The sequence below is a fragment of the Enterococcus malodoratus genome (assembly GCF_027659535.1).
In the GTDB taxonomy this organism is placed as follows: domain Bacteria; phylum Bacillota; class Bacilli; order Lactobacillales; family Enterococcaceae; genus Enterococcus_A; species Enterococcus_A malodoratus.
Window position 1 is genome coordinate 522,920 of the sequence record NZ_JAQDPG010000001.1, and the last position, 14,813, is coordinate 537,732.

Sequence of the window (14,813 nt, forward strand, 5' to 3'; positions counted from 1 at the left end):
TCCTACTTTCTTAATGGATTCTTTCAACTTCTAGCGCGCCGTTTCCCAGCTGGTCCGCCAGATTCCCCTCATTTTTTATTCGTCCGATCCTAGTATAGGAATAACTGGTTTCGAAAGAGTGATAAAAAATGACCAAGGTACTATTACCATACAACATGACATCCCCTGCCTCAATCATTCCAACTCGTTGTGCATTTGTTGGCAGTTTTTGGGACAGGTCATAGTATTTCTCATTTTGATGCAGGTCATTCATCGAGAACGTATCGGGCAATATTTCCTGTAACTTTTTTACTGCTGAGTTTTTTTCTAAAACTACATGGAATTCCGTCCCATTTATTCGTAATCGAATCATGTCCCCGTCCTCCTTTTTACTGCTAACAGTGGTTTCATTTGAACTCACTTCTGAGGACTGCTTTTCAGCACAAGCGCCTAGCAAACCGAAGCAAGCAGCAAGTAAACTTATTAAAAGGGCTTTTCTAAAATATGTCATCTTCACCACCCTCAGTCCCCCTTTTGCTTCTATTGTATTAGTGTCTTTACACTTGAAATAAATGCTGTAAAAAAGCAGCAGCTCTAAATTTCTTTGATCACTTTTGCAGGGGAACCCGCCACAATCACATTTTCTGGAACATCCTTGGTGACCGTCGAGTCTGCAGCAACGATCGAATTTTTACCGACTGTTACACCGGGAAGAATCGTAACATTCGCTCCCAGCCAAGCGTTTTCTTCAATTTTGACCGATGCTACGGACAACCCTCTGCGCTTTTTAGGATCAACCAAGTGATTGACGGAGATGATGCGGCACATCGGTCCAATCAATACATAATCTTCAATCACGATTCCGCCTAAATCGACAAATGTGACATTTTGGTTGATAAAAATGTCTTTTCCAAAAGAGATATGTTTACCAAAGTCTGTATAAAAGGGTTGTGAGACTGTCACAGAATCATCGATGCTCCTACCAGTAATCTCTTGCAAGTACCTTCGAATTTCTTCCGGTTTATGATATTTTTCATTCATCTCCATAACGAGCTGCTCATTGTTGGCCTTCAATACATGGATTTCGTCATAAATATGTGATCCTGGCAAAATTTCAATTCCTTGAATTTTCGCTAATAATTGATGTTTATTCATCGAATCATCCCTCCTTTAGTTGCTGACTCTAGTATACTTCGCTATACTTGCAATGAATAATACTTATATCGAATAGCCAACTATCGTTTTTAGTTATAGGAGGAAATAAGATGGAATTACGTGTATTGAATTACTTTTTGACTGTCGCGAGAGAAAAAACAATCAGTAACGCTGCAAAAGTATTACATCTTTCCCAACCGACCTTGTCAAAACAATTAAAAGATCTTGAAGAAGAATTAGGAGTACAGCTTTTTATTCGCGGAAACCGTGAGATCTCTCTCACCGAAGACGGTGTCTATCTGCAAAACCGCGGAAAGGAGATTTTATCACTCGTAAATGCTACAACGTCAAACTTGCAAAAAAATGAAGTCATCGGCGGTGATATTATGATTGGCGGCGGTGAGACGCAGGCTTTCCAATTTTTATCGGTCATTTTGAATGATTTGATGAAACGCTATCCCGATATCAATGTTCATATGTACAGCGGAAACGCGGACGATGTAAAAGATAAGATCGACAAAGGCCTATTGGATTTCGGCTTAGTGATCGATCCAGTAGAAAAACAAAAATACGAGTATGTCCCACTTCCCGTTTCGGATCGTTGGGGTGTCTTGGTCAGTGATACACACGAGCTGGCTCAGTTAGAAGCTGTCACCCCAGATGATTTGAAAGATCAAGCGCTGCTGATCTCTAATCAAACACTTGTGAATAACCAACTGTCAGAATGGTTAGGAGGAAACTTGGCCAATTACCCTGTCATTGGCTCTTATAATTTGCTTTACAATGCCTCATTGTTCGTTAAAGAAGGAACTAGCGTTGCATTTTGTATCGATGGCATTATCAATACGAAAGACAGCGGATTAGTTTTCATCCCCCTCGCCCCTGCACTTACTTCACGGATCACTGTTATTTGGAAAAAGAAACAGATTTTCTCTAATGCCGGAGCGCTTTTTCTAAAAAGGCTAATAGAAGCGAAATAAAACGAAATCTTCGAGTTTTTTTTAGATAAGCAGTACAATAGTCGTGTTAATCAAATGAATGTCACTATTATTCAAACAAATTTGAAATTAATTTCTAGAGAGATTCATTTTATTAACAGAATAGTATTCAGCAACATCCTCAGAGCTATTTTTTATGTAAGAAAAATACATTAATAGGAATTAGGAGTGGATAGAATGACTAGCTATGCTAAAAGAACCGAAGACGAATTACTTTCACCAGAAAACACCGTGTTAACTGTGATCGATTATCAACCGACACAAATCAACTCGGTCAATTCAATGAATCGTTCAGAATTGATCCGCAATACGGAAATCGTTATTGAGCTGGCAAAACTTTATAATATCCCGATCGTCCTTTCTACTGTAAACGTTGAAAAAGGCTGGAATACCGATACGATCCCAGTCTTGAAGAAAGCCGTTGGTGAAGATGTCCCTTCATATGACCGCAGTTCGATCAATGCTTGGGAAGACAAAGAATATAATGAAGCCATCAAGGCAACTGGACGGAAAAAAATCTTGATCGTCGCTTTGTGGACGGAAGCTTGCCTAACCTTCCCAACATTAGACGCATTAAAAGAAGGCTATGAAGTCTATCCGATCGTTGATGCTGTCGGCGGAACTTCACCAATTGCACATGAAACTGCTTTGCGTCGCGTTGAACAAGCCGGAGCGCAATTAACTTCTATCGCTCAACTTGCTTGCGAATTGCAACGTGATTGGAATCGTGAAGAAACGGTCCCAGGTTTTGATGAATTGCTGACAAAATTAGGTGCCTTTTCAAATCTAAGATAAGCTTAAAATCCCCTCACCGAAAATTCGATGAGGGGATTTTTTTATTCGATATACTGTGTGTCGCCGATTTTATCTAACGTATATTTGCCATCTTTGTAGTTAAGCGTCGTCACACTGCAATTATCCATCATTTCTCCATTGTATTCATTTGGAGTTAGCAGTTCTAACAGTGTGGGAATCATCCCGCCGGAAGAGACGATCATGACGTTTTTGGCGTTGGTCTTTTTAGCATCCTTGATTACTTTGGCCATGGCTGCTTTTCCACGTGTCGTGATTTCGTCATAATTTTCCGCCGCCTTCAAGGGATCATTTTCAGCAATGGCGTTCGCGATTCCATCATCGCCGATTTTCTCCACCAGCTTATCGTAATCAGACCAGTCATCATCCAGCTTGAAGCCGTTCGCTTCAAAGATCGGTGTCCACATTTCCTTGTCGGTCTTTCCTTCGTAACCGCCGTAGTTCCATTCTTTGAAGCCATCGTGTTCCATTAATTTTGGCTTTTTATTGTCATTTTTGGAAAGAATCAGTTTTGCTGTATTTCTCTGGCGACCTAGATCGCCTGAATACGCTAAATCAAATGTTACATCCTTTAGTCCTGTACCAAGTTTTTTGGCTTGGCTGATTCCTTTGTCCGTCAGCGGTGAATCCGCAAACCCTTGAACTTGCCCGGTCGTATTGAAAAAGGTTTTTCCGTGACGAATCAAGTAAATCGTGACCTCATCATTTTTCTTTGCGGCTTCTGCTTCATTATTTTTGGAAAAACCGCCTATTATTGTTAACCCCAACAGGCAAACCAGCAATGTTCCGAAATTCTTCTTCATGTCTACAGTTCCTCCCCGTTAGTCTCGATCAAATGTTTGTACCAATAGAACGAGTCTTTACGGCTTCTGGAAAGATCCCCGGTCCCATCATCATGCTTATCTACATAAATGAAGCCGTAACGTTTTTTCATTTCACCAGTCGTGGCGCTAACTAGGTCGATTGGTCCCCACATCAAGTAGCCAAAGCAATCCACCTTATCCTCTTCCACTGCTTTTTTTAGTTCGCTGAGATGCTTCTGTAGAAAATCGATGCGGTAATCGTCGTGAACGACACCGTCTGGTCCAATTTCATCAACTGCTCCTAGGCCATTTTCGCAAATGATAATCGGCAAACCATATCTCCGGTAGGTATAATTTAAGAGATATCTCAGACCGATTGGGTCAATGCCCCAGCCCCATTTGCTTTTTTCAAGGTAAGGGTTCTGTACTCCGCCAAATAATGACTCTTCATCTTCTCCGCCGCCTTCATAACGCGCGACATCTGTCATATAGTAATTCATTCCAAGATAGTCGAGTTTTCCAGCCGCGAATGCCTGTCTATCTTCCTCAGTCATCCCGATGTTGATCCCCATATCCGCGTACTCTTTCAACTTGTACTTCGGAAATTCACCGTTGCACATCGCATCGATCTGGTAAAAATCGCGATCCATTTCTTTAAATGCGTTCAGCACATTAACCGGGTCGCAATTCAGCGGATAGGTTGGCGTGATCCCAAAAACGCAGCCGACTTTACTTGCCGGATCAATTTGACGAATTAATTTGGCCGCCTTAACACCTGCTAAAGTCATGTTGTAGCCCATCACGGCTAAAACTTCCTTCTTGTTTCCCTCAAGTTCACTGTATTTCAGTCCAGCCAAAATATAAGTAAACATATCCGATGCTTCCGTTTGCGGATCAATGTGATTCATTTCATTGAAGGTAACCCAATACTTCACTTTTCCCTTTAAAGCTTTCACCATTGTTTCTACATAGTTCAAATAGAAATCGATTACTTTACGGTTTTTCCAAGAATCGTATTGTGTCACCAAATTCATTGGTAATTCAAAATGATACAAGGTAACTATCGGTTCAATGTTGTATTTCAACAGTTCATCAACGACATTTTGATAAAACTCGATCCCTGCTTGATTAGGTTCTGGATCATCCCCATTTGGATAAATTCGTGACCAATCGATAGAAATCCGCAGACTCTTAAAGCCCATTTCGGCAAAAAGTAGGATGTCTTCTTTGTAGCGATGGTAAAAATCAATTCCTTCATGGGAAGGATACTTTCTGCCCGCTTCGATCGTTTTTGTGTATTCTCTTGCCGTTGTTGCGGAGCCTGCTGTGGCAAAATCCATGATTGCCGGACCCTTGCCGCCTTCTTGCCAAGCACCTTCTAACTGATGAGCCGCGATACTGCCGCCCCATAAAAAATCATTTGCTAACTTTGTCATTCTTTTCCCTCCATTTTTTAGACTACGACTGTTAGGCAGTCTTCTTCACTGCTTAAGCTAGTATCATGCGATGGCAGAACATCTAAATAATCCGCTGTATTAGTAATCACTGTGATAACGACTGGGTCATAACCCTCACCGCGAATCCCCGCCATGTCAGCTTTTAAAATCGCATCCCCGACAGAAACCTTATCCCCTTGTTTAACAAACGTTTCAAAATACTTGCCGTCCAACTCAACGGTATTGATCCCGATATGGATCAGGATCTCTACACCGTAATCGGTCTTGATGCCAATCGCATGATTGGTTGGGAATAAACTGACCACTTCCCCATTTACTGGCGCATGAATGGTATCTTCTTCGGGTTCGATTCCTAATCCTTTTCCAAGTGCTGATGAAGAGAAGGCTTTGTCGCTCACATTGCTTAGTGCGACATTTTTCCCTTTCACAGGGGCTTTGATCAACAATTTAGTAACGGCTTCTGCATCCATTTCGACTGGTGCTGCTTGCTTCTCCGTAACCTTTTCATCGTCTGGAATCCCTAAGATGAAAGCCGCGATTCCTGCTCCGACAAACCCAATGATTACAGCGATTAACATCATATAAAAGTTCGAGTAGTTGTCTTTTCCGATAAATGAAGCCAAGCCGAACAATCCGACTGGCGCATACCCAACGACTTTCATCAAACCGGCGAATAATCCACCCAGTCCACCGCCAATCATCACCGCAATATATGGACGGCGATATTTTACAAATACCCCATAAACGGCTGGTTCAGTTACACCCATAAAGGCACTAAACGCAGTTGTCCCAAACAATTGCTTTTGTTTCTGATCTTTTGAACGGAAGAAATAGCCAACGACCGCTCCACAAACCGCGATATCAGAGATGATCCACGCAGCAGTAAAGACTGGATCGTATCCTAATGTCGCATAGGAATTCATGAAGATCGGGATGATAAAGTTTCCCGCACCGATCGTGATCAAGAACGGCTGCAATGCGGCATACAGCATCACGACACTCCAACTGCCAAAGGTATTGCCGATAAATTCAAAGACAAAGTTTAGACCATCACCAATATACGTTCCCATTGGACCAAATAAGATCAAGGTTACGGGTAAAGTAATAATCAAAATCAAGACAGGATTAAAAAAGTATTGCAGGGCTTTAGGCATGATTTTTTCTAAGGCTTTGCCCACGTATTTCATGAAGATGATGCTCAAAATAATCGGAAAGAATGAATTCGAATAGGTTGTTTCTGGCAATTTCAGCCCAAGAAAATCAAGTCCCTTCGCACCGTTGATTACATCAGACATCAAAGTCAAGGCAATCGTGACCGCGAGATATTCGTTAACCTCTAATCGGCGAGCAAAGGAAATCGCGATCAGGACAGGCAGGAAGAAGAAAACTGCTTGACGAATACTATCTAAGATCAGATAGGTCGAGCTTTCAGCCGATACCAATCCGGTCAAAGATACTAATGACAAAATTCCGGCCAACAACCCGGCTGCCATGATCGGAATCAAGATCGGGCCCATCGCTTCTGATAAAATCCGCAAAGCCATCGTGATAAATTTTTCTTTCTCCCCCGAATCTGTTTGTTTGCTCTCACCACTTAATCCCAAAATTTTGTTCATTTCAGGACGAATATCTTGGACTTGTGTCCCGATGATGATCTGATAAGCGACATCGTTCGACACGACATCAATCACGTCCGGCAGTTCCTTGATTTCATCTGTTTTTGCGATGCTGCGATCATTTAATTTGAAGCGCAGGCGAGTCATACAATTCGTAACACTTTGAATATTTTCTTTCCCGCCGACTAGTTCAATCAGCTGGAGACAAAATTCTTTGTATTCCATATTAATTCTCCTCTTCTCGTTTCGTGACACGCTGGATGTGAAGCATCAAGTAGACCTCTTCATCCTCCGATAGTTCTTTTTCAAACGTGTCTCGGACATAAATTCGTATTTTATTGACGCAACTGTAAGCTTCTGGATAAAGTTTGCGAATTTGTCGATTCAGCTCAGTCTCATTTGACGTATGTGCTTCATCTTTATACATGCGAACGATAAAATACTGTAAATGTGTGACTAGACGAATATAGTTGAGGCAGTCTTCCTTGAAATCTAATTTGTAATGATACTTGACGATCGACAGAATATTACGCACTGCCTCCATCATCTTCATCATGTTGTCGGCTTCATCTCCCTGATTTTGCAGGTTAATGAAATGCAGAGCGATCGAAACCGCTTCTTCATTCGGACATTCTTCCCCTGAAGCCTGCTTCATCAAATCCACGGCATATAAGCCGATTTGATAATGATCAGGATAAAATTTTCGTACCTCCCAATCCAATGGACTTTTGACGATTTGACCTTTTTTCAGGCGCTTCATCGCGAAATCAATATGATCGAGAAGTGCTAAATAGAGATAATCGGAGACACTTTTTTGAATGACTTTCTCACCGTATTCAATCGTATTCGTCACGATCTGAAGGTATTCATCTTTGGTATTTGAAAGTAAATAACTGAAATGCTCCAATTTATCGTGTGAATCCAGTACATAGGTTTTCTGGATTTCCTTTTCCTCGATACTATCACCGACCTTGTGTTTAAAAGACACACCTTTTGAATAAACGATGACTTCATTGCCGCGTGTTTGTTGATTGCTACCTTTTTTTACAATGGCTACATTATTGTTCAAAATTTGACTGATTATCATGTTTTCCCTCCTTCCAAACAAAAAAACCCAAATTACCTGAGGATAGCGTATTTATCCCAAGGTAATTTGAGTTCTGCCTGCATAATCAGTAACATACTCAAAGCAGCAACTACCACCGTTGCTTTGATTTAAGTTTTCTCACCACCATTGTAAGGGAGAAAAAATCGTATGTCAACGCTTTCTTTGCTTAAGTATTTTCAATTACTTTTAAACTACGCAAAGATTTCTGCTCTTTGGCTTATTCAGCTGTCTTTTTGACAGGGATCGTTTTCTTGGCCGTATATTGCGCTTTAACTGAGAAAACGCCTAGTATCACAAGTAAAATCCCGGCTAGTTCTATTAATGATAATTTTTCAGCGAAAAAGAAAAATGAATAAATCGACGCAATCACCGGTTGGCACAAACACACGATTGCCGATAGATTTACATTTAGCTTTCCCTGACAGTGAGCCAGTAAGTTATGGCCGATCACTTGCAAGCAAAGAGTCAAACCAATCAAAGGAGCTAGTTCCCCAATACTGCTGGGCACTTGGATGCCTTCAGTTATCGCAGCCATTCCGCCTAATGTAATAATACTGCCGAACCCGCTCACAAACATGATCACACTGCTCTCATACCGATCACGCAAACGATAAGAAATCAACAGAAAACCCGCATAAAAGATCGAAGCGCTAAAGGCCAAGAAATCACCAAAATAATTGGCCGAAACGGGATTTGCCTTTCCGCCTAATAAGACAAAAACACCGATCAAAGTAACCGCTGCTCCAATCAAAAAGAATTTTGGCGGTTTTTCTTTAAACAGAAAATAAGATACAGGAACTACCGTAAAAGGCGTCAGATTTGTCAGCAGGTTCGCATTTGCCACCGATGTATAGCTGAATGAAAGATTCCATAGAGCAATATCTCCGGCTAAAAAGATCCCAGCCAAGCCAAGAATCTGAATATCTTTTTTGGTAAGTGTTCGCAACCCTTTATATGCCAAGGGAAACAGGAAAGGAATGGCAAAAAGGACTCGATAAAAGCCCGTATTAATCGGCGACAATCCGCTAAGTTTGACGAAGATTCCGCCTGTAGCCAAAAAAGCCACCGCAACTAATTCAAGCAAAACATTTTTTGTATCATTGGTTCGTTGATTCATTTCCTATACCTCCACCATCTTCTTAGCCGTTCTTGAGAGTATGATATACTGGCGTTGGTACTATAAAAAGACCCACTAAACAAAATAATGATGGAACCACTTGAAGAACGAGGTGATGCTATGATCTATCTGAATCGACAAAGCAACGAGCCATTGTATGCTCAGATTTATGACCAAATCAAAGAGGAAATTTTAACAGGAGCGCTTAAAGAAGATGATCTTCTAACCGGCAGCCGCGCCTTTGCGGAGGTTTTAGGTGTTGGCCGCAACACAGTGAATACTGCTTACAGCCAATTAATCGCAGAAGGGTATGTTCACTCGGCTAAAGGGATCGGTCTGCGGGTTAAAAAAGTTCCTCGATTACCCATAAAAAAAGAAAAAATCACAAAAAAGCAAAAGAGCTCCTCAACAACGAGCAGCCCTTCCAAAACGGTGGTCTATGATTTAACGAACAGCAGTCAAACCAGTGAACTATTCCCGAAAAAATTATGGAAACGCTACACGATCGACTGTCTTGATTTTTTAGCAGATGAAGCCCGCCTTTCCTCGTATCAAGACAAACAAGGCGAAATTTATTTAAGGAAAAATCTGTTGGCCTATTTAGCGAAAACCCGTGGCGTCCATTGTGACGAAAGTCAGCTGATCCTTACCTGCGGCCTGCAGCAGTCCCTAGAATATCTCTGTAAACTGATTCCATTTGAACAAGACTCGCTGCTAATGGAGGACCCAGGTTTTGATAAAGCGGCTGCGGTTTTTCGAACAAATAAAATCCCTATTCGTACTATCCCAGTCGACGACGAAGGCTTGATCGTTTCCGAACTGCCTGAGCAAACAACTGTCCGTGCCGTTTATACGACGCCTTCTCATCAATTTCCGACTGGCGCGACGCTATCGATTGACCGGCGCTACAAGTTATTGGATTGGGCGGAGCAAAATGATTCTTTCATTATCGAGGATGATTTTGATAGTGAATTACGCTATTATTCCAAGCCGATTCCGGCCCTGCAATCGATCGACGAACACGATCGGGTTATCTACCTAGGAACTTTTTCAAAAGCTTTATCCCCTTCGATCCGAATGGGATATATGATTTTGCCGCCGCAGCTGCTCCAGCGTTATCTCGAAATGTTTGAACTTTACAACAGCAGTGTCCCATTACTGAATCAATATGTGATTGCCCGTTTAATAGAGACCGGGCATTATGAACGTCATATTCGCCGTTTGAATCATACGTTTCGAAAACGACTGAAGGCTTTTACCGATGAACTGGCAGATGTAAAAGATAAAATCAAAATTTCCAGCAACGGCAGTGGACAATACTTTCTGCTGACATTTACACAAGAAGTTCAGCAGAAAGTATTGATCAATCAGGCATTAAAGCAAGGCGTCAAAGTTTACTCTACTATGCAGTTTTGGCAGGAAAAGGCGGAATGCCCGCCCAATACATTATTTCTCGGGTTCAGTAAAATTGATTTAGCGGACATCCCCGACTGTGTTGCGAGATTAAAACAAGCATGGGCGGAGTGGCTTTGACCTAATCGGCAAATTTTGACCAGCTTACGGTAAAACTTCGATTCGATCACTCAATTTGAAAATTTTTGCAGAAGACATTGGGACCGCCTGTCTTGAACGATTTTCATCGACTGTCAGCTCCTGATTCAGCGGATCGTGTTCCAATTCTTTCGATACACTGTTTGTCGCTGTACTTTTTTTGTTGGTCTGAGGGGCATTTGCTTTTCGGGAGGATTTTGCCGTCGTTCCAGTTTTTGGCAAAACTTTCTTACTGACAAAGGTCACCTGCAGCTCCGGCTGATAAAAATGCTGATACACGAGATAGCTTCCTAAACTGCTTACGATCAGCAGTACGGAAATAAGCAGCGTCACGCGGCGAATCTTGTTTTGTTCTTTTGTTGTTTCTTCCATTTCCAAAGCCTCCATTTTAAAAAAGCCAATAAATGATATTATCAATTGTTTTAATGTCAATATAATTAATATTATAACACAAATAGTTATATTGTAACGCACACAAATAAACTCATTCACTAAAAAAGCTGAATGAGTTTATAATTTATATTTTCATTTCACTTATATTAATCGATCATTTGATCACAACCGAACCTTTATTCGCTCGGTTTTTCTTGATTTCCTTCACTGTCACCACCGCCAGTATTATTCGGGAAGCTGGTTGATGCTGAACCTAAATTTCCCAGGCTAATATCGATTGATACTGTCAGATTTAACGGGACATAATCACTAAAGTGGCTCATTCCTACGACCGTTCCCTTAGGCTGATCTGAGTCTACACGCCGAATGACATAATTGATGTTGGCGCCTTTTGATTGAAACTCCTCATGGAAGTATTTTTGCAGTCCGCCTTCCACCATCGTTCCTCGCAAATCCTTCATGTAGGGTCGGCCCAACGAGTATAGGACTTTAATTGTTAAATTATCTTTTGCGCTTAAAACCTTTCCCGCCTCAACACTTTGCGAGACCAATTGACCATAAGGCAGATTTTCAGTATAAATCCCTTTTGCCTGTACCTGCACCCCTTCCAAAGCGGTCCCCGCATCTTCCAAGCTGTAATCCGCAAAATTAGGAACAACATAGCCTTTTCCTAATGAAACGGTAACGTTCATTTTATCTTTCTTCGCGATTTTTTCGTCCTTAGGAATACTTTGTTCCATGATACTGTCAGCAGGAATCTCATTAGACGTTTTCTCCTCGTAAGTCAGATCGATCTCATTATTTTTCGCCCAGCTCTCGACTTCACTGCGAGGTTTCCTCTGGAAGTCCGGAACTTTGATGTCCTTTTGATAGGTCTGCTTTCCTTTTGAGTAGTAAACCTTTGCGGCATCTTTTCGCTGATAATTTTCCGGCGTTACCTCTGCATTGGCGATTTCCGTGCGGAGCGGCCGATCTTTTTCTACAGTGTCACTAAACTCTTCGATCAAGGAAAGATTCTCTGATTTATGCTCTTTGATCCATTGCTCGGCTTGCTGTTTGTTCATTTTCATAAAGTCGGGTAGCGGAATCTTCTCTTTAGGATCAGCCCCTAAGCTATTCGTAACATTCAATACATCGCCTTTTTTGATCCTTGATCCCGCCTTTTGTTCTTGCGCTAGAATTGTATTGGCCTCTTTTACCCGGTCATAGGATTGTTTGACCTTGGGCTTTAGTTTATTTTCCGATGCCCAGACCTGCATATCCGTCAGACTTTTACCGACAAAGTTAGGAACTTTGACATGGGTCTGCTGGTAATACATGAAACCCAGCAGCAAACTACCAGCGATAGCACCCAAGATTATCCAGCGTCTTTTTCGCTTTTTCTGCTGCTTATAGGCGGAATCGATCCCTTCCTCTTCCTGCGGAGCTCTGTTTCTGCGTTTTATTTTTAGATCTGGCGACTTTTTCGACTCCTTCGAGGGAGCGTCTTTTTTCGGCATCTTTTCTACTTTTTTTGCTGTCTCTTCAATCGGTTCTTTTTCTTGCTTTCTTCGATCGTAATTATCCCCATTAAAATTCGATAGAAAATCACTCATACGGCAACAGCTCACCCTGATTTAAATAGAAGGTCTGATCCGACTGTTCAGCAATTTCTCGCGAGTGGGTCACCACGATCACACATTTATTGTGGATCGCCGCCAATTCTTTAAAGATCGTGACAATCTCTTTTTCCATCCCTACATCTAAATTTCCTGTCGGCTCATCTGCCAAAATGATATCGACATTGGTCGCTAATGCTCGCGCAATTGCGATTCGTTGCTGTTCACCCCCTGAGAGCTGATTGACTAACCGATCCGCTTTAGCCTTGGTGATTCCAATGTAATCCAAAAGATTATAGGCAATTTCCTGCATATCTTGCGGCATTTCGTTATCTGTAATCGACATCGCCACTAAGACATTCTCCAGTCCGGTCAAATATGGGACGAGGTTATAATTCTGAAAAATAATACTGACATCGTCGCGGCGAAAACGGTCATAGCCGATTTGCTTGATGTCCTCTCCGTTATATAAAATCTCACCTGAAGTTGGGGCATCCAACGCGCTGATTAAGGATAAAAAGGTCGTCTTTCCCGAACCGGATTCCCCAAGTATGGTATAAAATTGTCCTTTTTCAAATTTCACGGAAGTATCTTGCAAGATCATGCGGCGTTTTCCGCCATCCTGATAGAAATAGCTGAGCTCTCTTGTCTCTAATATGGTCATCGTTTTTCCTCCTAAATAATAGTTATCTGCTTTCTCATGTTTGTAGTTAAACGTCGAAATCGATTACTACATCATGATTTTCTTAGGATTTAGCCGCATCACATAAGTCAGCGGTAAAATGGCGGCCAAAAGAATTGTCCCAATTCCAGCGATGAGATAGGTCGCGATATAAGTCATAGAGAAGCGGACTTCATAGTTATTCAACACATCTTGACTTGATAACGAAGAACCTAAGACTGATCCGCCGCCCATCGAAACGATTTGATTTCCGACATTTTGCGCAGCTTGATCCATCGTATCCCCGGCAATCAATGATTCCGAGACCATTTTACCTAAAATGTTTCCTGAGATGAGGGAGATCAACAGTGCCGCGAGACTGATCACAAATAATTCGGCAACGACCTGCTTCATAATATTCTTTCGCTGTTCTCCTAGAGATAAATAGATGCCCCACTCGTGACGGCGATCTTTCATAAAGAGCACAACGACGAGGGAAATGATCAACAAGGATGCTAAAACAGCCAGTAAAACAACATAGCCGGAAATCTTGGACAAACGTTTGACGCTTGCTCCGACTTTATCAAATTCATCGGTAGACGCAACGGCTTTGTAGCCATCCGGCAACAACGGTTTGATTTCCGCTTTGAACGCGGCAACATCATCTGGCGATTTCAAGGTAAAGACTGGTGATACTTCTTCCTCGACTTCTTCTTTTTGGTCCGCAGGCAGATTGTCCGTCTCGATCTTGTTGATGTCACGAGCAACCCCATTAGAAACAAACGCCGTATTGTATTGCTCCATTTCGGTAATTTGCTGATTTAAAGCATCCTGACCGTTTTGACCATCGCTTTTCTTTTTTTCCAGCTTAATTGGTTCAAACAAACCCACGATTTTAACCGCATGTTCTGTCGAATCCTGCGAATCCAGCGTACCATCTTCTTTAGGCGTCAAGGTAACTGTATCCAGCACCATTTGATCGCCAACGGATAGACCATTTTCATCGGCTACTTTTTTCGAGATTAGAGCGACTGGCTTTTTCCCCGTCAATTCTTCCTTCGTAAGCATTCGGCCATCGACCAATTTGACCTTTTTATTTTTAAAGTCCATCGGTTCTGTGCTGTTGCTGCCTTTTAAAGTCATCGATTTGTACGGCGTTGCCACCTGCACATCGCCCTGCTGCTTCATTTCATAAGTCTTGAATTTTTTTACATTCAAGTAGGCCATGTAACTATAATCGTAGTCCTTCACATAAGGCGAGGCGCCCATTTTTTTGATTGTCTCTTCCTTTAAATTATCCGGACGTGTCATAGACTGGACTTCGCCGTTTTCGTTTTGTTCCAACAGCTTATTCAAATCAGGTTCAGCGGAAACTGTCGCTCCCAGCTGCTGTTTCATCTTCTTCTCAACATTGCCCGTCGATTGCTGAATCGCAATCGCTCCGGCAATCACATTTCCTAAAACAAAAATAACTGCAAATAAGATTACCGATTTTCCTTTAGTTCTAAAAATACTATTTTTCGCTCGTTTCCAATAATTCATCGTGACATCCTTTCTGTCAAAG

Annotated in this window: 14 protein-coding genes; 3 read left to right on the forward strand and 11 right to left on the reverse strand. The window is 41.8% G+C overall.

What is annotated here, in order from left to right; translation table 11 throughout:
- Nucleotides 1–10: 10 nt before the first annotated feature.
- Nucleotides 11–352 (reverse strand): cyclophilin-like fold protein, encoded by a 342-nt coding sequence (locus PGP85_RS02530; RefSeq protein WP_251866900.1) that lies wholly within the window; start codon nucleotides 350–352, stop codon nucleotides 11–13.
- Between the two features lie 221 nt (nucleotides 353–573).
- Entirely contained in the window at nucleotides 574–1,134 is a 561-nt protein-coding gene (locus PGP85_RS02535; RefSeq protein ID WP_270325912.1) for a DapH/DapD/GlmU-related protein, read from the reverse strand.
- Between the two features lie 110 nt (nucleotides 1,135–1,244).
- Between PGP85_RS02535 and PGP85_RS02540 the strand changes: the two genes are divergently transcribed.
- Complete coding sequence (locus PGP85_RS02540) at nucleotides 1,245–2,114, forward strand: LysR family transcriptional regulator (RefSeq protein WP_010742242.1); 870 nt, start codon at nucleotides 1,245–1,247, stop codon at nucleotides 2,112–2,114.
- 195 nt (nucleotides 2,115–2,309) lie between these two features.
- Entirely contained in the window at nucleotides 2,310–2,927 is a 618-nt protein-coding gene (locus PGP85_RS02545; RefSeq protein ID WP_090407385.1) for a hydrolase, read from the forward strand.
- A 41-nt stretch (nucleotides 2,928–2,968) separates the two neighbouring features.
- Here the strand turns inward: PGP85_RS02545 and PGP85_RS02550 are convergent, their stop codons facing one another.
- The 5 genes from PGP85_RS02550 to PGP85_RS02570 form a co-directional block, all read right to left on the reverse strand.
- On the reverse strand, nucleotides 2,969–3,748 hold the full coding sequence (locus PGP85_RS02550) for a histidine phosphatase family protein (protein WP_270325917.1): 780 nt from the start codon (nucleotides 3,746–3,748) through the stop codon (nucleotides 2,969–2,971).
- 2 nt (nucleotides 3,749–3,750) lie between these two features.
- Nucleotides 3,751–5,184: a family 1 glycosylhydrolase gene (locus PGP85_RS02555; RefSeq protein ID WP_270325919.1), complete on the reverse strand. Its 1,434-nt coding sequence runs from the start codon at nucleotides 5,182–5,184 to the stop codon at nucleotides 3,751–3,753.
- Nucleotides 5,185–5,201: 17 nt separating this feature from the next.
- Nucleotides 5,202–7,046: a beta-glucoside-specific PTS transporter subunit IIABC gene (locus PGP85_RS02560; protein WP_270325921.1), complete on the reverse strand. Its 1,845-nt coding sequence runs from the start codon at nucleotides 7,044–7,046 to the stop codon at nucleotides 5,202–5,204.
- A 1-nt stretch (nucleotide 7,047) separates the two neighbouring features.
- Complete coding sequence (locus PGP85_RS02565) at nucleotides 7,048–7,908, reverse strand: PRD domain-containing protein (RefSeq protein WP_270325923.1); 861 nt, start codon at nucleotides 7,906–7,908, stop codon at nucleotides 7,048–7,050.
- 238 nt (nucleotides 7,909–8,146) lie between these two features.
- Nucleotides 8,147–9,046, reverse strand: a complete 900-nt coding sequence (locus PGP85_RS02570) for a DMT family transporter (protein WP_270325924.1) — start codon at nucleotides 9,044–9,046, stop codon at nucleotides 8,147–8,149.
- Nucleotides 9,047–9,166: 120 nt separating this feature from the next.
- On the opposite strand from PGP85_RS02570, the gene pdxR reads away from it, so the two are divergent.
- Nucleotides 9,167–10,579 carry a MocR-like pyridoxine biosynthesis transcription factor PdxR gene (gene pdxR / locus PGP85_RS02575; protein WP_270325926.1) on the forward strand — a complete coding sequence of 471 codons (1,413 nt, stop codon included), beginning with the start codon at nucleotides 9,167–9,169 and terminating at the stop codon, nucleotides 10,577–10,579.
- 24 nt (nucleotides 10,580–10,603) lie between these two features.
- Here the strand turns inward: pdxR and PGP85_RS02580 are convergent, their stop codons facing one another.
- The 4 genes from PGP85_RS02580 to PGP85_RS02595 all read right to left on the reverse strand — a co-directional run bounded on the left by PGP85_RS02580 (nucleotide 10,604) and on the right by PGP85_RS02595 (nucleotide 14,791).
- A complete protein-coding gene (locus PGP85_RS02580; RefSeq protein ID WP_270325929.1) occupies nucleotides 10,604–10,969 on the reverse strand; it encodes a hypothetical protein in 366 nt (121 codons plus the stop codon).
- A gap of 197 nt (nucleotides 10,970–11,166) precedes the next feature.
- Nucleotides 11,167–12,585 carry a PASTA domain-containing protein gene (locus PGP85_RS02585; RefSeq protein ID WP_270325931.1) on the reverse strand — a complete coding sequence of 473 codons (1,419 nt, stop codon included), beginning with the start codon at nucleotides 12,583–12,585 and terminating at the stop codon, nucleotides 11,167–11,169.
- Complete coding sequence (locus PGP85_RS02590) at nucleotides 12,578–13,252, reverse strand: ABC transporter ATP-binding protein (protein ID WP_010742252.1); 675 nt, start codon at nucleotides 13,250–13,252, stop codon at nucleotides 12,578–12,580. Before PGP85_RS02590 ends, PGP85_RS02585 begins: the two co-directional genes overlap by 8 nt.
- A 66-nt stretch (nucleotides 13,253–13,318) precedes the next feature.
- Complete coding sequence (locus PGP85_RS02595) at nucleotides 13,319–14,791, reverse strand: ABC transporter permease (RefSeq protein ID WP_270325935.1); 1,473 nt, start codon at nucleotides 14,789–14,791, stop codon at nucleotides 13,319–13,321.
- Nucleotides 14,792–14,813 lie beyond the last annotated feature (22 nt).